The organism is Halomicrococcus pelagicus, from assembly GCF_050954125.1.
Window position 1 is genome coordinate 214,298 of sequence record NZ_JBPBWC010000001.1, and the last position, 23,144, is coordinate 237,441.

Sequence of the window (23,144 nt, forward strand, 5' to 3'; positions counted from 1 at the left end):
GCAACTCCCAGAACGGAGTTAGCCCCCCATTAATCACCTCAGCGAAGCGGTACTGTCCGTTTCTATAGGCACTCGCTCGACACGAACGGACTGCTGCGTTCGAGTCGCGGTTCCGGGTGAGAACCCGTTCGACCGCACCGCCTCGCTGCAGTCGTTTCCGAGCCGCGACGCCCCCAGTTCGAGCGTTTCAGGCGGGTAATTCCGGGGATTTCGCCGTCGGTGCCCGGAACCACGGTCTCCGGTCGCGGGCAGGGCGAGGAGGGACGGTGGACGGTCTGACGAGACGCACGTCGACTTGGTGACCGTTTCGGTTCGTACGGTGACGGAATGCGGGACGACGATCTTCAGCCTCGCGGTTTCGCGGCTACAAACCGGCCGACCAGCGTATCGAGGGAGGTCTCGGTAGCGTCAACTGTCGTCCGGTACGTCGCTCGGAAGTGGATGGCCGCCGCTCGGTCCGTGCGCTTCCACGCCGTTTCGTCGGTATCGGCGTCCCTCTCTACCGACTTCGTCACCGTACCGTTCGAGAGTTCCTTCTCACGGAGAAGTGCCGGTCGTCCTCACGAAGGCCCAGACGTTCGCTGGTATCGACCCCATCGTCACGCGACCGGCGAGGGTCTCTCGGGAATCGTTCGACGTGCGACTGCAGGAGGAGGCCCTCGGTCCGCACGGGCGTCGAGACGATCGGTTACGTCGCGCTCGAACAGGTAATCGGACGGCTCGACGGGAAACCGTTCGAGGTACAGCGGTCCGGACATGGGGTTACGGACGAGTGAACTCCCATCACCTTCCAGTAGCAGTACGAATCCCCCCGGTTCGTCGCGGACATGCAAACGTTCCGCGGCATCGACCCGGCAAATCCCCGCTACCGGAATCTCTCCGGAACCGGCGTCGAACTCACGGTCGAAGAAGAACAGAGCGCAGACGACGAAACGGCCCACGTGCCCGAAGATATCGGATATGCGGTCTTCGAGAGCTCCGTGTGAGAACGAACTCGCACGAACCGAGAACGTCTCCGTCCAGCATCGCGACCTTCGAGGAGAACCGTTCGTTCCCGTCCGAGTAAGGACCGGTTTCGGTCAGGAGCGAAGACTACCGGTCCCGACCTCCGGACGCAAGCCAAGGGTGGGATTTGAACCCACGAATTCTCGATTACAAATCGAGTGCTTGAGCCGCCCAAGCTCCCTTGGCGCACGCCTCACTTGCGGTTACTCCTTTGAGTGGTTATCGTTTTCGACCGATTTTTCCATCTCGACGCGATGCGGTTCGTAGCCCGCGCGCCGGTAAAACCGCCAGGCGGCGTCGTTGTCGGCGAGGACGTCCAGGGCGACGACGTCGGCACCGAGGTCTCTCAGCCGCTCCTCGGCAGCGGCCAGCAGCGCAGAGCCGACGCCCTCGTCGCGGCGCTCGGGAGCGACGTACACGTTCTGGACGACGCCCCGGGTGCAGTCCTGGGCGAAGGACCCCGTCTCGATGCCGACAGTCACGAACCCGACGACGTCGTCGTCACGTGCGACCAGGAGGGTGTCTTCGCTGGCGTGGCGGGCGATGGTCTCTCGGACCGGGACGCGGTTCGCTTCCGCGCGGAGGTGGCTACCGTACGAGCGCTGGTCGCGGGCGAGGTCGACCCAGAGGTCCGTGACCCGGTCGACGTCGTCGGTCGTCGCCACCTCGACTCTCATCTACTCCTCCAGGGCCTCGACTGCCGGAAGCGGCTCGCCGGTGAGCATCCGCAGGGCTGCGCCGCCGCCGGTGCTGACATGGTCGAAGCCGTCCAGGCCAAACCGTCTGATGGCCGCGGCGGTGTCGCCGCCGCCGACGATGCTGTAGGCGGACTCGGCCGCGGCCGCGTACAGCTCTCGGGTGCCGTGAGCGAACGTCTCCTCCTCGAAGACGCCGGCGGGACCGTTGAGCACCACCGTCTCCGCGTTGGCGAGCAGCGACGAGTAGGCGTCGACGGTCGCGCTGCCGACGTCCATCGCCGCCTCGCCGTCGCCCGGCGGAAACGCCTCGCGAGCCACCTCGTGGCGGTCGCCGTCGCGCTCGACTGCGACGTCTTTCGGGAGCCGAATCCGGTCGCCGTACTCTTCGAGCAGGTCGGCGGCGTCGTCGATGTAGTCCCAGTAGCCCTGGTCGTGGATGAAGTCGGCCGTGGCGTCGCCCACGTCCGCGCCGTCGGCGAACAGGAAGACGTTGCCCACCACGCCCGCCGTGAGGACGTGGTCGGCGAGGTCTCGCTCGAGGACGTTCCGCGCGACGCCGATGGAGTCGGAGACCTTGGCACCCCCGAGGACGTACGCCCGCGGACGGGCGGTCGTCTCGATGCCGCCGAGGACGTCGAGTTCGCGCTCCATGACCCGACCGGCGTATCCTTGCAGGCGGGTCGGGAATCCGACGAGCGAGGGCTGGGAGCGGTGGGCGGCCGCGAAGGCATCGTTGACGTAGGCGTCGAGTGCGGGAGCGAGGCGGTCGACGAGGTGGGTTTCGGCGGCCTTCTCGGGCGGGAACTCCATGTACTCCTCGCTGTAGAAGCGGGTGTTCTCCAGCACGACGGCTTCGCCGCCGTCGAGGGTGCGGACGACGTCGCGGGCGTCCTCGGAGAAGGTGGCGTCGCAGTAGGAGACGGGGGCGGAGAGCAGTTCGTCGAGGCGGTCGGCGTGGGGGCGGAGGCCGGCGAACTCGTCGCCGCCGGGTCGTCCCTGGTGGGCGAGGACGGCCACCGCTCCGCCCCGCTCCAGCAGTTCGGAGAGAGTGTCGACGTGCGCCCGTAGGCGCGCGTCGTCGGCGAGGTCCCCCGAGTCAGTCAACGGACTGTTGATGTCGATTCGCACGCCGAGCGTGGTCCCTTGGACGGCGAGGTCGTCCAGGGTCTCGATGGACATACGGGGGATTCCACCGGCCCGCGGCATATGTGTGTCGGTGATGTATTGTGAAAAATAACGCGGAACCGAGTCAACGTCCCAGGCGCCGTTTGCTGGCCGGAACTGTCACGGCGCTGTTTCGTTATGCTCTCGTTACGAAACCCCGCGGTACGGCACGGTGAGAAAGGTTTAGTAGTGTGACGGGCACCGTATCGTGTTGGGGGTTATCAATGAGCGTAACAGATACGTACTCCCGGGGGCGGAGCCTCGTCGGTGAGCGCCCACTCGCCGTACTGGTCGGGGCGTTCGCCGTTCTCCTGCTCCTGGACTTCGCAAACCGCTTGCTGTTCGGTGGCCTGCTCCTGTCGGACGTCGGTTCGCTGGTTTGGACCGGCCTCATGCGTGGACTGATAATCGGACTCGCCGGCATCGGGCTCTCGATGACGTACAGCATCCTGAACTTCGCGAACTTCTCGCACGGCGACTACATCACCAGCGGGGCGTTCTCGGGCTGGGCGATAACCTATCTCGTCGCCGGATTCGGCGAGGCGCCGTGGCCCAGCCTCCTCCTCGTCGGGGCGGGCGGGTCCGTCTACGCGAGCGCGCTCGGCATCACCGCGGCGACGACGCCGCTCGCCGTCCTCGCGGGACTCGTCGTCGCCGGGCTAGGGACCATCGTCTTGGCGCTGGCCATCGACCGCGTCGTCTACCGGCCGATGCGGGACGCGGGCGGCATCTCCCTGCTCATCACCAGCGTCGGCGTCGCGTTCGTACTCCGGTATCTCATCGTGTTCGTCTTCTCGACGGCGAACCGCGGGACGACGGCGTCGCTGTCGATTCAGGAGTGGTCGGTCCCATTCTTCGACGGCACCGTCGGCGTCAGCGCCCACGACCTGACGCTGCTCGTGGCTACCGTGACGCTGATGTTCGCCGTCCACCTGCTGCTGCAGCGAACGAAACTCGGGAAGGCCATGCGTGCGATGGCCGACAACGAGGACCTCGCCCGCATCACTGGCATCCCGACCGAGCGCGTAATCCGCTGGACCTGGATCATCGGCGGCGGGCTGACCGGCGTCGCGGGCTACCTGATGGTGCTGTGGACCGGCACCATCGACTTCCAGTTCGGCTGGCTCCTCCTCCTGCCCATCTTCGCGGCGGTCATCCTCGGCGGCATCGGCTCCATCTACGGCGCGATTCTCGGCGGCATCGTCATCGGTCTCACCTGGAACCTCGCCATCATCTGGATTCCCGGCGAGTTCGGTCGGGCCGCCGCGTTCGGGATGATGATACTCATCCTGCTGTTCAAGCCGCAGGGACTGTTCGCCGGGAGGACGACGGCATGAGCGTCCGCGACGCCTTCGACGCCGACGTCAACGACGCGGTGCTCATCGTCGGCGCGCTCGTCGGCGTCTACGCCGTCTACCTGCTGGCGGGGACGGTGCTGGGCTACTCGCTGCGCGGCCAGGTGAACTCCATCGCCCGGCTGACCTTCCTCATCGGTGTCTACGGCATGCTCGCGCTCGCGTTGAACCTCCACTGGGGGTATACGGGGCTTTTCAACATCGGCATCGCGGGCTTCATGGCCGTGGGACTCTACACGATGGCGATGGTGTCGAAGCCGCCGGCTAGTGCGACGGCGGGAGCCGCCACCGTCTCCGGCCTCGGCCTCCCGCTCTGGGTGGGCGTCCTCGCCGGGATGACCGCGGCGGCGCTGTTGGGGCTACTCGTCGCACTGCCAGCACTGCGCCTGCGTGCCGACTACCTCGCCATCGTCACCATCGCCGCCTCCGAAATCATCCGGTTCATCTTCCTGTCGAGCAAGTTCCAGACGTTCACGCTGTTCGGCCAGGAACTCGGGACCGGCGGTGGCCGGGGTCTCCTCCTGAACTACACGGACCCGATGACGCCCGTCTTCGAGAGCGCGCCCTACGAAGCGGTCGTGTCGACGTTAAATCCCCTCCTCGGCGGGTCGATTCGGCCGGTCGTCAACTCGCTTTCCTACGCCATCGTCCTGATCGGGTTCGTCGTCGCCTTCTACTGGCTGCTGAAGCGGACCGGCGAATCGCCGTTCGGCCGGGTCCTGAAGGCCATCCGCGAGGACGAGGAGGTCGCCAACGCTCTCGGCAAGAACACCGACCGCTTCAAAATCAAGTCGTTCATGCTCGGCTGCGCGCTGATGGGTCTGGGCGGTATCCTCTGGCAGCTTCGCCAGGGCGCGATAACGCCCGCGTCGTTCCGGCCCCAGGTGACCTTCTTCATCTGGCTGGCGCTCATCATCGGCGGTGCGGGGTCGAACACCGGGAGCATCCTCGGCGCTATCATCTTCTCGGCGTTTCTCCTTCAGGGGCCGCTGTACCTGAAGAACATCGTCCGGGGAGTGTACGGCGTCACCGGCGCGCCCAACACGTTCGCCGGCGCAGTCGGTCCGCTGGCCGACGGCAACGTCGAACCGTTCCTCGCCTACCTCGTCGGCAACATCAACGCCCTGCAACTCGTCGTCATGGGTGCGGTGCTCGTCTGGCTGATGCAACACCGGCCCCAGGGGATGCTCGGCCACCGCAAGGAGGAGGCGGCGACCATCCCGCTCACCCGGCCGCGTCGCGAGGAGCCGACGCCCGTCCCGACGGCCGACGGGGCCGGCGGCGAACGTGGAGGTGACGACGAATGACCGCGGGCGAAGCCACCCGAACTGACTCCGAGACCGGCGCACTCGAGGTATCGACCGACGCGACCGACCTCGCCGACAAGCCCCTGCGCGTCGAGAACCTCAGGAAGTCGTTCGGCGGTATCACCGCCGTCGACGGCGCGACATTCGACGTCGAGCAAGGGTCGATGACCGGTCTCATCGGCCCGAACGGCGCGGGCAAGTCGACGACGTTCAACCTCATCACGGGCGTGTACCCGGCGGACGCCGGGTCGGTGTACTTCGACGACGAGGACATCACCGGGCTGGAACCCCACCAGATAGCCGACCGAGGGCTCGTTCGGACGTTCCAGATCGCCCGCGAACTATCCGAGATGACCGTCCTGGAGAACATGATGCTCGCGCCCAAGGGCCAGATCGGTGAGCGGCTCTGGCGGTCGGTGACGCCCGGCCTCCGCGGCGACGTGCGCGAGCAGGAGACGGCGATGCTCGACCGTGCCTGGGAGATGCTCGAGTTCTTCGAGATAGACCACCTCGCGACGGAGTACGCGGGCAACCTCTCGGGCGGCCAGCGCAAACTGCTGGAGATGGCGCGAGCGCTGATGACGGACCCGAAGATGGTGTTGCTGGACGAACCGCTGGCGGGCGTCAACCCGTCGCTGGAGAAGAAACTTCTCAAGCACATCCACGAACTCCGCGAGCGCGGGTTCACCTTCCTGCTCGTCGAACACGACATGGACGTCATCATGAACAACTGCGAGCGCGTCATCGTGATGCACCAGGGAACGGTGCTCGCGGACGGCACGCCCGCGGAGATAAAGTCGAACGAGCGCGTCATCGACGCCTACCTCGGCGGTGAGATAGGATGACGCTGCTCGAAATAGAAAGCCTCGACGCCGGCTACGGCGACCTCCAGGTACTCGAGGACGTGGACATGTCGGTCGAGGACGGCGAGTACGTCACCATCGTCGGACCGAACGGCGCCGGCAAGTCCACCGTGATGAAGTCCATCTTCGGGCTGACGAACTACATGGGCGGCGTCGTCGCCTACCGCGGTGACGAGATACAGGATTCCACTCCCGAGCAGGTCATCCACCGCGGTCTCGGCTACGTCCCGCAGAGCGACAACGTCTTCCCGACGTTGACGGTCCAGGAGAACCTGGAGATGGGCGCGTACATCCTCGACGAGGTTCCCGAGGACGCCCTCGCGGACGTGTTCGAGCGTTTTCCCATCCTCCGGGAGCGCCGCGACCAGCGCGCCGGCACGATGTCCGGAGGGCAACAGCAGATGCTCGCCATGGGGCGGGCGCTCATGCTCGACCCCGACCTGCTGTTGCTCGACGAGCCGAGCGCCGGTCTCGCGCCCGACCTCGTCGTCGAGACCTTCGACAAGGTCGACGAGATAAACGACGGCGGCACCGCCATCCTCATGGTCGAACAGAACGCGAAGGAAGCGCTGGGACGCTGCGACCGCGGGTACGTCCTCGTGCAGGGCCAGAACCGCTTCGAGGACACCGGCGACGCGTTGCTCGGCGACGACGAAGTCCGCCAGGAGTTCCTCGGCGGCTGACGGGCTTGAACGCGTCGGAATCGAGCTTACCGGCGCGCCCACCAGAAGCCCAGAGTGAGCGCGAGGCCGGTGAGGAAGAACCCCCAGTTCCAGAACGTCGAGCTGTACCAGATGATGTCTATCGTTATCACCTCGCTCTGGGCCAGCGGCCAGAACGGCTCGATGGGGGAGGCGATGTCGGGCGCGGACAGCATGTCGGCGAACAGGTGGCTCAGTCCCCCGACCCACAGGGCGCCGATGGCGTAGCCGTACTCGTTGCCTATCTCGTCCTGGGGAACGTACTTCCCCTCGAGTTTCGGTACGACCCACTTGCCGACCGCCGCGCCGACCACGACGCTCGCGAGCGTCACGAACAGTATCGTGTGGGTGACTCCGTGGTGGTGGACCGTCGGGAACACCTTCTCCAGCCAGAGGTCGACGTCCGGTAACAGACCGAATGGCAGTCCGATGGCGACGAATCCGAGCGCCGCTCGTCGCTCGTACACGAACCACCCGACCGTCAGCCAGATGAGCGCCATTCCGAGATGGCCAACAATGTCGACCACTGACGACGTTACGAAACGGGGCAGAATGTATTTGATGGTTGTTTCAGCGCCGATTTCGGTGGGGTGAGCGTCGGCCGCTCTCCTCGGCGAACGAATCCGTCGGCGCTCTCTTGCGACGCGAGCATTCAAACCGGAAGGCGAGACCACCTCCGGACGTGACCTGACCGACCGCCGCGACGGGGTCCCGGCCGAAGCGTGGCACGCCCCGCGTGCATCCCTCACGTGCCGCCTGTTCGCTTTTCGCCCGACGAACGCTGCTACCGCCTCGCCCGTCTTCCGTCGACTGAGCGCGGACAGAGAGGCGTCTCCGGCGGTAACCGATAAGCATCGCACGCTCGTGACAGGGGTCATGGACGTCTCCCGGCTCGCTCCGTTCGCGTTGCTCTGCGCCGTCGTTGTGGGCGGCGCGTTCGCCACACCGTCGGACGTGACGGACGCCCCGACGTCGTTCGAGCGCTCGCCGACGGTCGTCGACGACTGCACGACCATCACAGAGTCCGGGCGGTACGTCCTCGGGACGGACGTCGAGAACCGGACCGCGGACGTATGCATCCGAATCGCGGCGAGCGACGTGACGCTTGAGGGCCGAGGGCACGTCGTCTCCGGCGGCCAGTTCCGCGAGAACACGACGGGGGTGCTGGTGGTCGGCGCGTCGAACGTGACCGTTCGGAACCTCATGGCCGTCCGCTGGACGTTCGGCGTCCGCTTCGAGCGAGCGGCGCACGCCAGCGTCGCCGAGGTAGCGACGTGGCGGACCGGCAACGGCGTCACGCTGCGCTCGTCGCCGGCCGCGACGGTCACCGGCGTACGAACGGAGAACGGCTTCTCGGGTATCGTGCTCGTCGACGCCGACGGGACCGTCGTCCGCGACAGCACGGCGTCGGCTCACAGCGAAGAGGGCGTCCTCGTCGCGGAGTCGCGCGCCGTGACCCTGCGGAACTGCACGGTGACCGACAGCGCGGTCGGGGTTGCGCTCGCCGGAACGTCGGCGAGCAGTCTCCGTGACAGCAGCCTTCGGGAGAATGTGGTGGGCGTCCTGCTGGTCGACGCCCGGGGCAACGACCTCCGGGACCTCGAACTGTCGAACGACGCGAACCTCCGACTGGTGAACGCGAGTCGAAACCGGCTCCCGGCGAACGAGACGGAAGCCGGACGTTCGCGAACGTCGAGTCGTTCAGCCGCCCAGCGCCTGCTGGATGACCGAAGAGTACGACGACTCGCCGATGTTGAACGCGACCTGGTTGTTGACCTGGCCGTCGTGGTCCTGCCGGAACGACTCGGCGAACTGGTTCGATAGCTGCTGGCCGTAGTCGTTGTTGACGAACAGCGTCGACGCCGAGGACGCGCCGATGCGCTCAGAGGCGACCTGCGCCATCACCTGCCCTTGCAGGATGTCGCTCGGAGCCGTCCGGAAGACGAAGTCGTCGTCCTGAAGCCGCGTAACCGTGATGGCGGTGCTCGACGGCGAACAGCCGACGACGTTGTTCTGGATGTACACCTCCGACGAAACGGGGATGTTGTTCCCTGAGGAGGCCGGCCCGGATATGGCCGGGAAGCCGGCGTTGACCAGTGCATTCGCTCCGCTGAGAGCAGGCTGTCGGGCCGTCTGGGTGTCCTCGACCTGGGTCTGGACCTGGAGGTCGATGTCGGCGTCGTTCACTTGCTGAATCGGGATGCGCGAGGCCTGTATCATCGGCGTCCCGACGGAGCCGAGGTCGCCCGTCTCCGGCAGCAGGATGCCGACCCTGATCGTCCGCCCCATGCCACCAGGGGCGTTGTTGGCGGCAGGACCGCCGGCGTTGCTCTCGAACCGGCGGGTGTTGACGACCTCGATACCCTCGTCGGTCTGCGGTGCGAACTGCCAGACGTTGTAGGAGGCGGACGCCATGTCGCCGTTCTCGTCGAAGTTCGTCACGCTCGATGCGCCCTGGTAGTTCACGTCGTCACCGTTCGCTGCGGCCCTGACGGCGTCGACGAAGTTCTCGGGGCCGAAGTCCTGGCCCGGCGGGTTCGCGACCCGCCGCATCTGTTGACGGATGGCCGACCCGTCGTTCTCGCCCGCCGCCGCGTTCGCCAGGATGAGGATGGCGACGGAGTCGTACGACTGGGTGGTGAACACGCCCGGTTCGCTGTCGTACGCGTCGCGGTACAACTGCTGGAACGCCTGTCGGTTCGGGCCCGCGGGAGCGGGCGCGGTGCCGGTGACGTTGTCCATCGGGTTGCCGACCTGGTTCGGCAGTGCGGTGTCCTGCAGTCCGTCCGGGACGAGCACGTCGAGGTCACCTCGTCCCATCCCGTAGAGGTCCCGGAACAGTTGAATTCCGCTCTGGGGGTATCCGATGACGACGAGCATGTCGGGCCCCCCGTCCTGCTGCTGTAGGTTCCCCATCAATCCCACGGTCGTCGCCGCTCCCACTCCCCGGAGGTAGTCGCGTCGGTCGATTTTTGGACTCATGTCCGGGGAGAAATGTCGACACAGCGGGCAAAAAGTCTATTTTAAAGTATCATTATAGATTAGGGTCGATTCATCGCCGCCCCCCGAATAAGACAGGTGTCAGCGCTTCTGGTGGTGACGGGACAGAGCCTCCGGTCGCGTCGAAATCGTGGCGACGAGCGGTCGGCCGACGACCGAAGGGGAGGGACGACGAGTGGGTCGTCGTTTCCGTTCGAAGTGTAGGTACGCTGGCCAATGGCGGACGACCTCGCATCGCTGGCGTCTCGGGAACGCCAGTCGACGAGGAAGGATGCGCTGGCGGTCGAGCGGAAGCCGTCTGCCGGCGTCAGAAGTCTCTGCAGTCGCTACAGACGAGCTGTCCGTTCACGTTCGTCAGGGCGTGAGTCAGTGACCCGCACACCTCACAGATGCTCTGGTTGGCGTACTCTGTGTCGCCGCCGTCCGTGTTCGCGGGCCGTTCGACGGGCGTCGCCCCGGCGGTCTCGGTCGGCTCGTGGCCTTGGTGCGAGTTGATGCTCGACGGTGACGTCGACGCCGAGATGACGTCCCGTTCGGTGAGCACGCCCACGAGTTCCTCGTCTTCGGTGACGACGATGCGGCGAATCTCCTGGTGGGTCATCGTTCCCGCGGCGTCGGCGAGACTCCGGTCCGCGCCGGTCGTCACGACCGGACTGGTCATCACCTCCGACACCGTCGTGGAGGCCGGGTCGCGTTCCTCGGCCACGAGGTCCAACACGTCCGATTCGGTCATGATTCCCACCGGTTCGCTTCCCCGGAGGACGACGACGCTACCGACCCCTTCCGACTGCATGAGCTGTACCGCCCCCAGAACGGTGTCTGACTCGCTGACACCGACGTACTCCCTGGTCATCACGTCCCGTACTGTGACTTCGCCTTCCATGTGCCAACGTTTGGCACAACTGGCCTAAAAGCTATCCCCGGCAACTTTATCGTCGCGTCGGTCGAACAGTTCTAGTTCGTCGGCTCCGCGAACTCGACGCGACTACCGACCGCCCGGCACGTTTCGAGGGCATGCTTGGCGGCCATCCCGGCGTCCTGTGCGACGGCACCGCTTCCGACGCCGACCTTGAGTTCGACCTCGGCGGTCTCTTCGACGTGCTCGATGGCGTCCTCGTAGTCGGCCTCGTCCATCTCCGGACAGACCGCGATGACGTTGTCGCCGCCGACGAAGAAGGTGAGGGCGTCGTACTCGGTGCGCATGTATTCCATCAGAGCGGCATACCCCTTCTCGATGTGGATGAACGAGTCGAAGGCGTTGACCTCGTCGGTGTAGTTGCCCGTCATGTCGTTGACGTCGAAGTGGGCGATCTGGACGTCGTCGCCGGTCCGGAACTGTTCGTCGATAGCTCGACCCCGAAGAATCTCTCTCCGGGACTTGTCCTGGGCGCTGCCGGCATCCTGGAGCAGTTCGGTGGCGTCTTCGAGCGCCACGATGGGACTGGTTCCGGTGGCGACGCTCAGGCTGACCGTCACCGGGAATCGGTTCGCGACGGACTCCTGGACCAGCGCGTGGTCGTCGATGGTGAGTCCGTTCGTCACTGCGACCATGTTGTCGAACCGCGTGAAGAAGACGTACCCCTGGCGATTGCCGATCAACTGCGAGAGGTCGGCGTAGAGTCGCGACTGTAGCGTTTGAAGGTCGACTTCCCGCCGTGGCTCGGGCGTCACCGTCCACGGCCCGTAGTTGTCGATCTGAATCAGCGTAATCTGGGCGTTCGTCACGCTCGCGTCTTCTCCCTGCTCCCTTATAATTCGTCCTAATCGCGGTACGCGTCACGGAACTGGGGGAAGATTCCGGGAGATTGAAGCGCCTTGGGTCCAAGCGACCGCCAGATGACTATCCCCTCGTTCGTCGTCGGCATCGCCGGCGGAACCGGTGCCGGCAAGACGACGGTCGCCCGCGAGATAACGGAAGCCGTCGAGGACGCGGTCACCCGCATCCCGATGGACAACTACTACCAGGACCTCTCGCACCTCGACGTCGCCGAGCGCGAGGACGTCAACTACGACCACCCGTCGGCGTTCGAGTGGGAGCTGCTGGGGGACCACCTCGACGCCCTGCTGTCCGGCCAGACCATCGAGATGCCCCAGTACGACTTCTCCGTCCACAACCGCAAGGAGGAGACGCTGACGGTCGAGCCGACCGACGTGGTCGTCCTGGAGGGCATCTTCGCGCTCTACGACTCTGACATCAACGAGATGCTCGACCTGCAGGTGTACGTCGAGACGGACGCCGACGTGCGCATCCTCCGGCGCATCGAGCGCGACGTGGTCGACCGCGGCCGCGACCTCGAGGGCGTCATCGAGCAGTACCTCTCGACGGTGAAGCCGATGCACGAGCAGTTCGTCGAACCGACGAAGAAACACGCCGACATCATCATCCCCGAGGGCGCGAACAGCGTCGCGGTGAACCTGCTGGAGGAGAAGGTGATGGCCGAGACGTACTCCGGGTGGGGCGTCAGCGAGGAGGACCTGCAACTGCCCGGCGACGAGGAGGAAGTCCCGCCGGCGGCGACGCCCGGACCGGACGGTGAACGCTGGGAACGCGAAAACGAGTGAGCCGCCTTTCGGTAGCTTAGATGTGGCTGTTCTCGGAGACTTCGCCTTTCGGATGGTAGTCCCAGAACCCGCCCCGTCGCATCGCCTCGCCGACGCTCTGGTGGAAGTCGACGATGTCGTCGAACTCCGCCTGGTCGACGTGGTCGAAGATGTCGTCGACGCTGACGACCTTCCGGTAGTTGATGCGCACCGGTTCGTCGGCGTGCGCCTCGACGAACTCGTCGCGCGAGAGCGGGAAGTCCTCCTCCTCGTCAAGTTTCTTCGCCAGGATGGCGAGACCGTACTTGCGGCCACCCTCGCTGCCCTCCTCGCCGTCGGGGTCGTGCGGCCAGTCCATGTCCGGAGATGGGTCCGGGGGCACGAAAAGGATTACTGTCTCCGGTTCCGACGACCGCTCGGACGCCGTCCGGGGTGCTCCCGGGGTCCGGCTCTCTCGACCGGGGAGCATTGCGCCTTGTGCAAAGGCTAAATGGGCGGCACCCTCACCGTCTACTTATGAACGGGAACAGCTTCGGACGGCTCTTCCAGGTAACGACGTTCGGAGAGAGCCACGGCGACGCGATGGGGGTCACCGTCTCCGGGTGCCCGGCCGGCCTCGAACTCGCGGAGGAGGACGTACAGCGCGACCTGGACCGGCGCAAGCCCGGCCAGTCGATGATAACGACGAGCCGCGGCGAACCGGACGAGGTGTCGATAAAGTCCGGCGTCCAGGACGGTTACACCACGGGGACGCCGATCGGGATGGTCATCCAGAACAAGGACGCTCGCTCGGAGAAGTACGAGCCGTTCGTCACCGCGCCCCGTCCCTCGCACGGCGACTTCACCTACTCGGCGAAGTTCGGCACGCGCAACTGGGGTGGCGGCGGGCGCTCGTCGGCCCGGGAGACCGTCAACTGGGTGGCCGCGGGCGCGATAGCGAAGAAGATTCTCGAACGCGAGGGCGTCGAACTCAAGGCCCACGTCAACCAGATCGGCGACATCGAGTCCCCCGACGTCTCCTTCGAGCAGATCAAAGAGCACAGCGAGGAGAACGAGGTGCGATGTGCCCACCCCGAGACGGCCGAGACGATGCGCGAGCGCATCGACGCGTACCAGGAAGCGGGCGACTCCATCGGCGGGTCCATCTACTTCGAGGCACGCGGCGTCCCGCGCGGACTCGGCGCGCCGCGGTTCGACTCCGTGTCGGCCCGGCTCGGTCAGGCGATGATGAGCGTCCCCGCCAGCACCGCGTTCGAGTTCGGTCTGGGCCGCGAGGCCCGCGAGTGGACCGGGTCGGACCGCAACGACGAGTGGGAGTTCGAGGGTGAGGCGGGAAGCGACCCGCAGGAGCGAGGCGACCCCGTGCCGGTCGAGAACGACCACGGCGGCATCCAGGGCGGTATCACGACGGGCGAACCCATCTACGGCGAGGTGACCCTGCACGCGCCCACCTCCATCCCGAAAGAGCAGACGACGGTCGACTGGGAGACGGGCGAGAAGAAGGAGGTGCAGGTCATCGGTCGTCACGACCCGGTGCTGCCGCCGCGCGGCGTCCCCGTCGTGGAGGCGATGCTCTCGCTGACGCTCGTGGACTTCCTGTTGCTCTCCGGTCGGGTCAACCCCGACCGAATCGACGACCGCCCCGGCAAGTACGACACCGACTACCACCCGAGCAGCCCGGAGGAGTGACCGCTCGCCGGCGAACCGCGGCACTTTCCCGCTCACTAACCTTTTTTATCCTTCACTGTCAGTGAACTAATATTGGGAGGAGTCACTCGTGCTCTCGTTCGAACCACTCGACACCGGTCTGGAGGTCGTCGACGCCGTCGAGGGACGGCGGTACGTTCTCGACTCCTCCGAACCGCTCTCGCCCGAACCCGCCGACCCGGACCGGTTTCGCTTCCCGGTCGACAGCGCCGTCGCGGTCGAGACGTCCGAGTTCCGCCTCGTCGAGCCCGTGGAGGGGTTCGTCCGCGAAGCAGCGGTCGACCCCGTCCTCCAGGTGTCACCCGGGACGCGGACCGACCTCCCGTCGGCCACCTACAGCGTCGAGTTGAACGCGCCGGTGAAGCTCTACCTCCGGGTCGACGGCCCACTCACCGTCGACGCGACAGCCGACCTAATGACCTTCCGGTTCGACCCGCCGGTGCTGGTCGGCGCGCGCTCGTATCACCACCATCCCGCGGTGACGGTGACGACGACCGACGACCCCCGCGACGTGTTCGCCGCGGTGTCGACGCTCTCGTCGGCGCTGAAGACGACGAGTCCCGAGCGGTCGTACCCGACGCTCCGCGGTCACCCGCCGCTCGTCGAACGCGGCGACGAACTCCGGATTCCGGACGAACTCACCGCGCCGGAGACGGGCATCCGCATCGAACTCCCGCCGACGCTCCGGGCGGCCGCGGTCGCAGCGCCGCTGTCGTACTATCTCGGGGCCGAACTGGTACCCGGGGACGACCCCCGACTCGTCGTCGACGGCGACGTCCACTCGCTGGCCGGCCCGCCGGGGTTCGAACGCAACGTCGAGCGCACGCTGAAGCGAGCGTTCCTCCTCGACTGTCTCGTCCGAACCGAGGGGTACTATCAGGTCGACCTGTACGAGCGCGAGCAGGTCGCTTCGGACGTGGATCTCGACTTCGCGTCGCTCTACGACGCGTCGCTGGCCGAGCGACTCGACGCGACGCTCGCCGTGCCGTTCGAGACGCTCGCCCCGCACGTCCCGCGGTGGCCGCTCGTCGCCCACGTCGACCCGACACCCGAGGCGGTCGCCGTGCTCCCGTTCGTCGCGTACGACCTCGGCGTGGTCCGGACGGAGGATGCGCGTCGGTCGTCGCCGGACGAGGTGCAGTCGTCGGTGCTCGACGCCTATCTCGGGCAGCGGCGCGGGGGAGGGGGCGACGAGTCCGAGGACGACCCGCCGTTCGTCGCGCTCGGCGACGCCGACGCCGTCGAACAGGTGTGGTTCGGCGACGGCGTTCCGCTCGACGCGACGAAGGGTATTCCGGCCGCGTTCCACAACGACCTCCGCCGTGACGTCGACCCGGCCAGCATCGACATCACCGTCGTCTGCAACGAGTACGAGATGACGCCCGAGCAGGCCGTCGCCGAGACGGTGTACGGCTCCCGCGAGCAGTTGCCGTTCGACGTGACGCTTCGCCGGGACTGTTCGACGGACGAACTCCGGGCGATTCTCGCGTCGTCGGCGGACCTCCTCCACTACGTCGGGCACGTCGACGACGACGGCTTCCGGTGTCGCGACGGCACGCTCGACGCGGAGACGCTCGATTCGACCGGCGTCCACGCGTTCCTGCTGAACGCCTGCCGGTCGTACGAACAGGGGGTCGCGCTGGTGGAGGCGGGTGCCGTCGGCGGCGTCGTCACGTTCAGCGACGTGGTCGACAGCGGCGCGGTCCGGGTCGGCAGGACGCTCGCCCGCCTGCTGAACCTCGGATTCCCGCTCCGGTCCGCGCTGCAACTCGCGGCCGGCGAGAGCATCGTCGGCGGCCACTACCTCGTCGTCGGCGACGGGAGCGTCGATGTCGTCCAGGTCGAAGATGGCATTCCGACGCTCTGTGACGTCGAGACGGCGGGGTCGGAGTACGACGTGACGCCGGTAACCTACCCGTCGCGCGAGGCGGCGGTCGGGACCATGGCGTACCCCCTGGTCGGGTCGAACGAGCAGCACTTCCTCGCTCCAGGCGAACTGGCGACCTTCCGGCTGTCGGAGCCGGAGCTACGGGAGTATCTCTCGGTACACGGCTCGCCGGTGCAAAAAGACGGTGAACTGGTGTGGGACGATCCGCCGTGACTACGGCCCGTAGACCGCGAGCGTTCCCACGCCCGCGGAGACGCTCCCAACGTGCGCGAGCAGCAGTAGCATCGTGGACAGGACGCCGATGATGCGGGGGTTCGTCGCCAGGTTTCTCGGAAGGCTCTCGTCGGTCATGACGTCGGGCCGACGAGAGCCAGCCACTTGGACATTCACCGCCTAACTCGAATCAACTCCGACCTAGACGAACGAAGGAAGCGCTTTCTCGGCGACGAACGACCGACCCCGGCGTCAATCGATAATTTCACCGATGGTAGGCGAGGGCTTCTGCAGGGACCGCGTGTTCCGAGCGTGCAACGTTGGCCCGAACGTCTATTTTTCCGAACCAGGCATAAATTTATTACGGTAGGGAGTCACATAGTAACATGTCATCCGGCAATGAACGGAGTGGATAGGGGATACAGCGACGGTGGTGGGACGCCGACACGGCTCTCCGGCGAGAGTCCGGCGTATCACGTCTACCACGACGACTCACGTTCGATCTCCGAAACCGTCATCGACGCCGTCGCAGCCATCCAGAACCTCGACCCGACCGAGGCTCGAATCCCGCTGGACGAGGCCGTGGATCCGGACGCACTCGACGCAATCTTCGCGGACACGTTCGACGGTCAGACGCGAGACAGCGGCCGCGTGGTGTTCAGCGTCGCCGGTCTCGACGTGTTCGTCCACGCAAACCGTCACATCTTCATCCGCGAATAGCGCTGAGCCGTTGCTATCGAATTTTCGAGATTAGATTTATAACACATCGTCTTCGATTAATTACGTGAGGGAGTGTCTAACGTGATGTGCGAGGTGTTCGAACGAACGCCATGAAGGTGGAAACGACGCCTACCGAAACCGGTGGCGTCCTCGTCGCCGCATCCGCGACCGGCGAAGACGTACGGGCAAACTATCTCGACCTGCTGGCCGACCGGGAGCCGGCGGTACGGAACCTGCTGGCGATCACCTACGCCGCAACGGCGGAGGAGTTCCTCGCCCGCTGGCACGACAGCGTCGGCGACCGGCCCGCGAACGTCGGCGTGGTCGACGTCGGGGAGACGATGCGCTCGACCGCGGCCCGCGCGGTCGGTGGCGACCCCGACCGGAACGTCGTCCGGTCCGTCGAGCGGCCGCGCGACTTCGACGCGACGACGGCCGCCGTCGAGGCGTACATCGACCGCTTCCCGCCGGAGGGGACGGTGCTGGTCTGTGACTCGCTGACGGTCCTGCTCGACCGCGTCGGCTTGTCCGCGGCGATATCGTTCGTCGACGACCTGATGACGAGCCTGGCGGCCGCGAACGCCGTCGGCTACTTCGTCGTCGACCCGGACGCGCACGACGACGGGACGCTCGCCGCGCTCGACGCGCTGTTCGACGCTGGAGTGGACCGGACGGACGACGTGACGGGGTGGACGACGCGGTCGTCCGACCGGGACTCGATGTCGCTCGACGTCGTCTTCGACGTGCTGTCGGTCGAGCGGCGGCGACACGCGCTCCGTCACCTGTTCGAGACGGCGGACCCGGACGAGGCGGTCGACGTGTCGGACCTGGCGCGAGCGGTCGCGCGCCGGAGGACCGGCGCGTCGAGGCCGACTCGAAACGAGTGGCGACGCGAGGAAGTGTCGCTGTACCAGTTCCATCTGCCGAAACTGGCAAGCGCGGGGTTTCTCGACCACGACGCGGACGCCGGATGGGTCACGCTCCGCGACCGAGCGCAGACGGTGCGCCCGTTCCTCGCGCTGGTCGACGAGTAGTCTCTCGCGCCGGACGACGGGGACGTTTTATCCCTCCCGCCGCTACCGAGGGTCATGGACGCAGACCAGCAGACCCGGGAGAACCCGTTCGGGATGGACGAGGACTGCCGGAACTGTCCCGAACTCTGTGCGACCCGAGAGCGGGTCGTTCACGGCTACGGCGACGTGGGAGCGGACTTCCTCTTCGTCGGCGAGATGCCGGGCGAGGGAGCCGACAGGACGGGTGTCCCGTTCACGGGCGACGCGGCGGGCGAGCGGTTCCAGGACGTGCTCGGCCACCTCGGGCTGAACAATTCGCTGCCGGACAGCGACGAACCGGAACTGGACAACGCCTTCGTCACCTACCTGACGCGCTGCCGGGACCCCGAGCGTCCGCCGACGGACGAGGAGGTCGACACCTGCGAACCCTACCTGAACGCCGAGATACGGATGATAAACCCGGAGATAATCGTCCCCGTCGGCCAGCGCGCGCTCACGGAGCTGGCGCGGGAGTACACGACGACGGACGCCGGGGAGTTCGACGTCGTCGAGGACCACGCGACGACGATACGCGGCCGAGGGTTCGAACTCGTCCCGATGGTTCACCCCGCGAACCTGGGCGACGAGCAGGCGGAGGCGTTCGTCCAGCATTTCCTCGACCTGATGGACCGCGACTACCGCCAGACGAAGGGTCGGCGGAGTCGGTAGCCGCCGCGACTCACCAGTATGGGTTCGCACCCGTGCGCCGCGAACGGAGGCCGACGGCGGTCGCGCCGGCGACGACGACGGCGACCAGCGCGGCCGTCGCGAGCGTGGCAGTCTCGGCGAGCACGGCCAGCAGGAGCACGACGAGCGCACCGCCAGCGAGCCCCGCGAGCAGGGCGACGCCGAGCAGTCCCAGGGGTTTCGTCCAGTGCATGGTCGGTCGAAAGACTGCGGCTGGCATAAAATGGCGGCTTTCAAGGCCGCCGCGGACGGAGCCTGAGACATGACCGTCATCGCCGTGCTGGCCGACCCGCCCCGAGAAGGACTCGTGCTCCCGGACCTGCCGGAGACGTCGCCGCTCTCGACCGCCGAGGCTACGGAACTCTACGCTGCGATGCTGAAAGATACGTTCGTCGCCGCGGCCAACAGCGGCGGCGAGTTGCTCGTCAACTACCGCGCGAACGACGACCTGCCGGACGAGTTCGCGGGGGAAGAGAGCGCGGAGGCCCGACTGCGGGCGCTGGCACGCGAGGCGCTGGACGACCTGGACGACGCCCGCTTCGAACCGCAGGTCGGGTCGTCGTTCGACGCTCGCGCCGGCAACACCGCGACACACCTGCTCGAAGAGGAGGACGCGCAGTCGGTCGCGGTCGTGGACGGGACCGCGCCCATGCTGACCCGGAAGGAGATAGACAGCGCCGCGATGAAGCTCCGCCGGAGCGAGGTCGTCCTCGGGCCGGCAGGCGACGGCCGGGCGTACTTCCTCGGGCTGACGGACACCATCGACTTCGAAGGTGCGTACGCCACGCCCGCGCTGGAGACGCTGGCGCACCGCGCGACCGACGCCGGTCACGCCGTCGACTTCCTGCCCCGGATGACAGCGGTCGAGACGGGCGCGGACCTGCGGTCACTCCTCCCGGTCCTGAACGCCCGGGTCGCCGCCGACCGCATCGTCCCGGTGAACACGACGACGTACCTGAACGACCTCGACCTGCGCGTCGAGGAGCGGGACGGCGGCCCCGCGCTGGTCCGGTAGTCAGTCGGCCGTCGGCGTCGACTGGCCGGCCGGCGACTCGACGTCGAGTTGCCACCCCGTCGCCGCGATGAACATGAGCACGAGCGGTGAGAGGAAGCCGAAGAAGTAGAACGGGAAGTACTCGAGAGTGGGGACGTTGAGCGCGCTCGCCATGTAGATGCCGCCGGCGTGCCACGGGATGAGCGCGCCGGTCGGCGTGCCGGCGGATTCGATCGCCCGGGAGAGGTCGCGGCTCTGCAGGCCGTGTTCCTCGTAGAGGTTCCGGAGCGTCATGCCGGGGAGGACGATGCTCATGTACTGCTGGGCGGTCAGGGCGTTCACGGCGATCGCCGAGACGCCGGTGCCGGCGACGAGGAGGCCTGCGCTCCTGAAGCCCCGCGCGAGGTGGTGAGCGAGCGCGGCGAGTACGCCGATTCGCTCCAGCAGGCCGCCGAGCGCGAGCGCCGCGACGACGACCGTTATCGTCCAGGCCGACCCGGTCAGTCCGTCGGTCGCCAGCAACCCGTCGACGAGTTTCGACCCCGTCTCGGGTGCCGTGCCGTTCATGAAGATTTCCCACGCGACGGTGAACGACGCGCCCTGGACGAGGGCGGTGGTGCCGACGGCGGCGAACACGCCCGCCGCGAGCGCGGGGAGGGCGGGGTAGCCGGCGATGGCGAGGCCGAAGGTCACCACGAGCGGAACGAAGACGACGAGCGAGAGGCTGTACGTGCCGGCCAGCGCCGTCTGTAGGTTACTTATCTGGCCGGTCGGAATCGTCCCGGCTGCACGCAGACCGAGCAGGATGTAGCCCGCGACTGCGACGCCGAACGCCAGCGCCGTCCCCAGGCGCATCGCGTGGATGTGGTCGTAGAGGTCGGTGTTGGTCACCGCGGCGGCGAGGTTGGTCGTGTCGGAGAACGGCGACTGCTTGTCGCCGGCGTACGCGCCGGAGAGAATCGCACCGGCTGCCATCGGTTCGGGAATTCCCAAGCCCGCGCCGATGCCGACGAAGGCGACGCCGAGGGTCCCGACGGTGGTCCACGACGAGCCGATGGCGAACGCGACGGCCGCCGAGAGCACGGCGGTCACCGGCAGGAACACCGTTGGCGACAGCAGTTCGAGTCCGTAGTACATCAGCCCCGGGATGGTGCCGGCGCTGACCCACGTCGCGATGAGCGCGTAGATGGTGAAGAGGATGAGCAGCGCCTGCAGCCCCATCATCAGGCCGTTGGCGATTCCGTCGTACAGGTCGTCCCACGAGAGCCCGACGACGTAGTAGCCGACGAGCCCCGTGAACGCGACACTCCAGAACAGCGGAACGTGCGGCGGAAGCTTCAGCCACGCCGAGCCGACGCCGAGGAAGACGACGGTGGCCAGGACAGGCAACAGCGCCACGCCCACCGAGAGCTGGCGCTTCGCCGGTAGCTCCGCGTACGACTGTGGGTCGAAGTCGAACGAAGGCATCGTGAGCGTCGAAATGCCCTACGTGAATTAAAGGCTTCTGAATCATGCTTCGAGGTAATCTCTACCGCTATCTCGGACGGGGGCGGGCCGGTTCCTCGATACCGACAGTTCTTAGCTCGATATAGGCGCTACGCCCCCGTCCTCAGCGAGCGCCGCCCGAAGGGAAGGCGCGAGCAGAGAGGAGACAGCGCCGTCATCATCTGTCCCTACACCGATACCATTATGACGCGAACGCCCGTCAGTGAAAGCAAGATGGGCGTTCCGTGCCACCGCTCCCGACTCGCTTACCGTCCCAGATGGGACGACTCGCTCCGTGCGGGAGTAGGCCAACAGGCCGACATTCAAACGCGACACAAAGCGTGTGTCGGCCCGTGGAACTCGCCCGTCGAGCCACTAGGAGTGGGACACTCCGAAGCACCGCCTGTGGAGACTGCGCTCCCTGTGCCGCCTCTCGCGGTGACAAAGCGCGTCGCCGAAGCAGGAAGCCCCACCCGCAGTGAGGCCGTCAGGCCGAGCAGGGTGAGGTAGTTCACAAACACCGGACGCTACCCGTAGGCGAGGTGGGATGGCAGAGCGGCCTATTGCGCCTGCCTTGAAAGCAGGTGGCGTCAAGCCTCATGGGTTCAAATCCCATTCCCACCGCATTCTGCAGCGAGATTTCCGACCACGGCAGCCGCGTCTTCGAGAAAGCGTCGCTTCGAGGCGTGGTTTCTTCGAGGAGGCGCGGCGTCGGTCGGTGTGTGCCGGAAACGAGGCCGGTAGTTCGGGTCTGTGAGGTCAGCCCAGGCGCGGAGCGACCGTCGACGCCGGCTCGGCCGCCGGAAGCGCCGACTGCGAGCCGACTCCGTCGTCCCCGCTTCGTTCCCGGTCGCCGGCGTTGTTGCCCGCGTCCCCGACCCGGACTATCTCGATGCCGGAGATCATCGGGTCTTCCTGCTCGTGGAGGACGGTGATGAACAGGGCTCCGTCCGTGACTGTGGTCGGGAACCGCTTCACCGTCCCCCGGTCGTGGCCGAGTTGCTTATACATGTTGTAGTTGTTGAGCCGGACCTGCCCCTCGACGGCGATGTCGAACGTGCGCGGGCCGACCTTCTCGTTCGCGTTCCAGCCGTCCCCGTCGATGTACGTCTCGGCGAGATACACCCGGACGACGTACTTTCCGTCCGGTACCGGGAACTGGTACTGCATCTCCTGGTCGTCGTTCGGCGACGAAGTGTCCGCGTCCCAGCGCCGGGTCTTGAACACCTTGCGCGGCGTCCCCTTCGGTACCGCGGACGTCACCGATATCTGGTCGCTCGTTCGGTTCGTGTGGCTCACGCTCTGGCGCGCGTTGCCGTACTGGGAGGGATTGTTCTCGGTGTCGGGCAGCCAGTCAGGGCCCTGCATGCGAATCCTCGGTCCGCCGACGTTGACCCGGTGGAGCACTCGCTGCTGGGAGCGCGCGGTCGTGGTCGTCGCGGTGGTGCTGGTAGTTCGCGTTGTCTCCGTCGACCCCTGGGTCGTGGTCGTCGACTGGGTCGTCTCGGTCGGCTCCGTCGTCGCCGCGGTGGTCTGTGTCACCGACTGGGTGGAAGTGGTCGCGGCTCCGGTCGTTCCCGGCCCGTTACCATTCCCGCCCGTCGACGGCTGGGGGATTCCGGTCGGCAACCCCGCGATGACCACCATCCCACCGAGGAAGAACACTATCCCACCGCCGATCAGCACCTTCTGGATGAAGCTACTGGACGAACCCGCCACGTCTCTCACGACCCCCGCCTCTCTGTCGCCATGCACTTCTGTTCG

The 23,144-nt window shown here is 66.6% G+C and carries 23 protein-coding genes, 2 tRNA genes and 1 pseudogene; 14 read left to right on the forward strand and 12 right to left on the reverse strand.

Annotation, left to right across the window (positions count from 1 at the left end):
* Positions 1 to 827 precede the first annotated feature (827 nt).
* Complete coding sequence (locus ACRYA2_RS01150) at positions 828 to 986, forward strand: hypothetical protein (RefSeq protein ID WP_433623412.1); 159 nt, start codon at positions 828 to 830, stop codon at positions 984 to 986.
* Between the two features lie 131 nt (positions 987 to 1,117).
* On the opposite strand, the gene ACRYA2_RS01155 is transcribed toward ACRYA2_RS01150, so the two are convergent.
* The 3 genes from ACRYA2_RS01155 to ACRYA2_RS01165 all read right to left on the reverse strand — a co-directional run bounded on the left by ACRYA2_RS01155 (position 1,118) and on the right by ACRYA2_RS01165 (position 2,882).
* Positions 1,118 to 1,191, reverse strand: a tRNA-Thr gene (locus ACRYA2_RS01155).
* A gap of 17 nt (positions 1,192 to 1,208) precedes the next feature.
* Complete coding sequence (locus ACRYA2_RS01160) at positions 1,209 to 1,682, reverse strand: GNAT family N-acetyltransferase (RefSeq protein ID WP_433623414.1); 474 nt, start codon at positions 1,680 to 1,682, stop codon at positions 1,209 to 1,211.
* Positions 1,683 to 2,882, reverse strand: coding sequence for a phosphoglycerate kinase (locus tag ACRYA2_RS01165; RefSeq protein WP_433623416.1), 1,200 nt, complete (start codon positions 2,880 to 2,882; stop codon positions 1,683 to 1,685).
* Positions 2,883 to 3,091: 209 nt separating this feature from the next.
* On the opposite strand from ACRYA2_RS01165, the gene ACRYA2_RS01170 reads away from it, so the two are divergent.
* Genes ACRYA2_RS01170 through ACRYA2_RS01185 form a run of 4 tightly spaced genes read left to right on the forward strand, consistent with a single transcriptional unit; the run spans position 3,092 to position 7,075 of the window.
* Positions 3,092 to 4,204, forward strand: coding sequence for a branched-chain amino acid ABC transporter permease (locus tag ACRYA2_RS01170; RefSeq protein ID WP_433623418.1), 1,113 nt, complete (start codon positions 3,092 to 3,094; stop codon positions 4,202 to 4,204).
* Complete coding sequence (locus ACRYA2_RS01175; protein ID WP_433623420.1) at positions 4,201 to 5,529, forward strand: branched-chain amino acid ABC transporter permease; 1,329 nt, start codon at positions 4,201 to 4,203, stop codon at positions 5,527 to 5,529. Before ACRYA2_RS01170 ends, ACRYA2_RS01175 begins: the two co-directional genes overlap by 4 nt.
* Positions 5,526 to 6,374, forward strand: a complete 849-nt coding sequence (locus tag ACRYA2_RS01180) for an ABC transporter ATP-binding protein (protein ID WP_433623422.1) — start codon at positions 5,526 to 5,528, stop codon at positions 6,372 to 6,374. The genes ACRYA2_RS01175 and ACRYA2_RS01180 overlap by 4 nt, the downstream gene beginning before the upstream one ends.
* Positions 6,371 to 7,075, forward strand: coding sequence for an ABC transporter ATP-binding protein (locus tag ACRYA2_RS01185; protein WP_433623424.1), 705 nt, complete (start codon positions 6,371 to 6,373; stop codon positions 7,073 to 7,075). The genes ACRYA2_RS01180 and ACRYA2_RS01185 overlap by 4 nt, the downstream gene beginning before the upstream one ends.
* Positions 7,076 to 7,101: 26 nt before the next feature.
* Here ACRYA2_RS01185 and ACRYA2_RS01190 read toward each other — a convergent pair whose 3' ends face one another.
* On the reverse strand, positions 7,102 to 7,620 hold the full coding sequence (locus tag ACRYA2_RS01190) for a metal-dependent hydrolase (RefSeq protein ID WP_433623426.1): 519 nt from the start codon (positions 7,618 to 7,620) through the stop codon (positions 7,102 to 7,104).
* 349 nt (positions 7,621 to 7,969) lie between these two features.
* Here ACRYA2_RS01190 and ACRYA2_RS01195 point away from each other — a divergent pair.
* Positions 7,970 to 8,746 (forward strand): annotated as a pseudogene (locus ACRYA2_RS01195) (NosD domain-containing protein); the annotation flags it as partial.
* Between the two features lie 48 nt (positions 8,747 to 8,794).
* Here ACRYA2_RS01195 and ACRYA2_RS01200 read toward each other — a convergent pair.
* The 3 genes from ACRYA2_RS01200 to ACRYA2_RS01210 form a co-directional block, all read right to left on the reverse strand.
* Complete coding sequence (locus tag ACRYA2_RS01200; RefSeq protein WP_433623428.1) at positions 8,795 to 10,075, reverse strand: ABC transporter substrate-binding protein; 1,281 nt, start codon at positions 10,073 to 10,075, stop codon at positions 8,795 to 8,797.
* Positions 10,076 to 10,400: 325 nt separating this feature from the next.
* The gene (locus ACRYA2_RS01205; RefSeq protein WP_433623430.1) at positions 10,401 to 10,976 is read right to left on the reverse strand and encodes a CBS domain-containing protein; all 576 of its coding nucleotides are present in this window, start codon (positions 10,974 to 10,976) and stop codon (positions 10,401 to 10,403) included.
* Positions 10,977 to 11,047: 71 nt separating this feature from the next.
* Positions 11,048 to 11,818, reverse strand: coding sequence for a GTP cyclohydrolase III (locus ACRYA2_RS01210; protein WP_433623432.1), 771 nt, complete (start codon positions 11,816 to 11,818; stop codon positions 11,048 to 11,050).
* Between the two features lie 111 nt (positions 11,819 to 11,929).
* Here ACRYA2_RS01210 and udk point away from each other — a divergent pair, with 111 nt between their 5' ends.
* Complete coding sequence (gene udk / locus ACRYA2_RS01215) at positions 11,930 to 12,655, forward strand: uridine kinase (protein ID WP_433623434.1); 726 nt, start codon at positions 11,930 to 11,932, stop codon at positions 12,653 to 12,655.
* 16 nt (positions 12,656 to 12,671) lie between these two features.
* Here udk and ACRYA2_RS01220 read toward each other — a convergent pair whose 3' ends face one another.
* Positions 12,672 to 12,992, reverse strand: coding sequence for a DUF5785 family protein (locus ACRYA2_RS01220; RefSeq protein ID WP_433623436.1), 321 nt, complete (start codon positions 12,990 to 12,992; stop codon positions 12,672 to 12,674).
* Positions 12,993 to 13,150: 158 nt separating this feature from the next.
* On the opposite strand from ACRYA2_RS01220, the gene aroC reads away from it, so the two are divergent.
* Both aroC and ACRYA2_RS01230 read left to right on the forward strand, forming a co-directional pair.
* Entirely contained in the window at positions 13,151 to 14,323 is a 1,173-nt protein-coding gene (gene aroC / locus ACRYA2_RS01225) for a chorismate synthase (RefSeq protein WP_433623439.1), read from the forward strand.
* Positions 14,324 to 14,411: 88 nt separating this feature from the next.
* On the forward strand, positions 14,412 to 16,442 hold the full coding sequence (locus tag ACRYA2_RS01230) for a hypothetical protein (protein ID WP_433623441.1): 2,031 nt from the start codon (positions 14,412 to 14,414) through the stop codon (positions 16,440 to 16,442).
* Here the strand turns inward: ACRYA2_RS01230 and ACRYA2_RS01235 are convergent, their stop codons facing one another.
* Positions 16,443 to 16,580 carry a DUF7503 family protein gene (locus tag ACRYA2_RS01235; RefSeq protein ID WP_433623443.1) on the reverse strand — a complete coding sequence of 46 codons (138 nt, stop codon included), beginning with the start codon at positions 16,578 to 16,580 and terminating at the stop codon, positions 16,443 to 16,445.
* Positions 16,581 to 16,841: 261 nt separating this feature from the next.
* Here ACRYA2_RS01235 and ACRYA2_RS01240 point away from each other — a divergent pair, with 261 nt between their 5' ends.
* The 3 genes from ACRYA2_RS01240 (at position 16,842) to ACRYA2_RS01250 (ending at position 18,883) form a co-directional block, all read left to right on the forward strand.
* Positions 16,842 to 17,162: a HalOD1 output domain-containing protein gene (locus ACRYA2_RS01240; protein ID WP_433623445.1), complete on the forward strand. Its 321-nt coding sequence runs from the start codon at positions 16,842 to 16,844 to the stop codon at positions 17,160 to 17,162.
* Positions 17,163 to 17,272: 110 nt separating this feature from the next.
* Positions 17,273 to 18,196 (forward strand): DUF7504 family protein, encoded by a 924-nt coding sequence (locus tag ACRYA2_RS01245; RefSeq protein WP_433623447.1) that lies wholly within the window; start codon positions 17,273 to 17,275, stop codon positions 18,194 to 18,196.
* 54 nt (positions 18,197 to 18,250) lie between these two features.
* Entirely contained in the window at positions 18,251 to 18,883 is a 633-nt protein-coding gene (locus tag ACRYA2_RS01250) for a uracil-DNA glycosylase (protein WP_433623449.1), read from the forward strand.
* A 10-nt stretch (positions 18,884 to 18,893) separates the two neighbouring features.
* On the opposite strand, the gene ACRYA2_RS01255 is transcribed toward ACRYA2_RS01250, so the two are convergent.
* Positions 18,894 to 19,094 carry a hypothetical protein gene (locus ACRYA2_RS01255; protein WP_113276127.1) on the reverse strand — a complete coding sequence of 67 codons (201 nt, stop codon included), beginning with the start codon at positions 19,092 to 19,094 and terminating at the stop codon, positions 18,894 to 18,896.
* Positions 19,095 to 19,163: 69 nt separating this feature from the next.
* Between ACRYA2_RS01255 and ACRYA2_RS01260 the strand changes: the two genes are divergently transcribed.
* Positions 19,164 to 19,916: a TIGR04282 family arsenosugar biosynthesis glycosyltransferase gene (locus ACRYA2_RS01260; protein WP_433623452.1), complete on the forward strand. Its 753-nt coding sequence runs from the start codon at positions 19,164 to 19,166 to the stop codon at positions 19,914 to 19,916.
* Here ACRYA2_RS01260 and arcD read toward each other — a convergent pair whose 3' ends face one another.
* Complete coding sequence (arcD, locus tag ACRYA2_RS01265) at positions 19,917 to 21,362, reverse strand: arginine/ornithine antiporter ArcD (protein ID WP_433623454.1); 1,446 nt, start codon at positions 21,360 to 21,362, stop codon at positions 19,917 to 19,919.
* 559 nt (positions 21,363 to 21,921) lie between these two features.
* Here arcD and ACRYA2_RS01270 point away from each other — a divergent pair.
* A tRNA-Ser gene (locus tag ACRYA2_RS01270) sits at positions 21,922 to 22,004 on the forward strand.
* Positions 22,005 to 22,139: 135 nt separating this feature from the next.
* Here ACRYA2_RS01270 and ACRYA2_RS01275 read toward each other — a convergent pair.
* The gene (locus ACRYA2_RS01275) at positions 22,140 to 23,099 is read right to left on the reverse strand and encodes a malectin domain-containing carbohydrate-binding protein (protein ID WP_433623456.1); all 960 of its coding nucleotides are present in this window, start codon (positions 23,097 to 23,099) and stop codon (positions 22,140 to 22,142) included.
* Positions 23,100 to 23,144 lie beyond the last annotated feature (45 nt).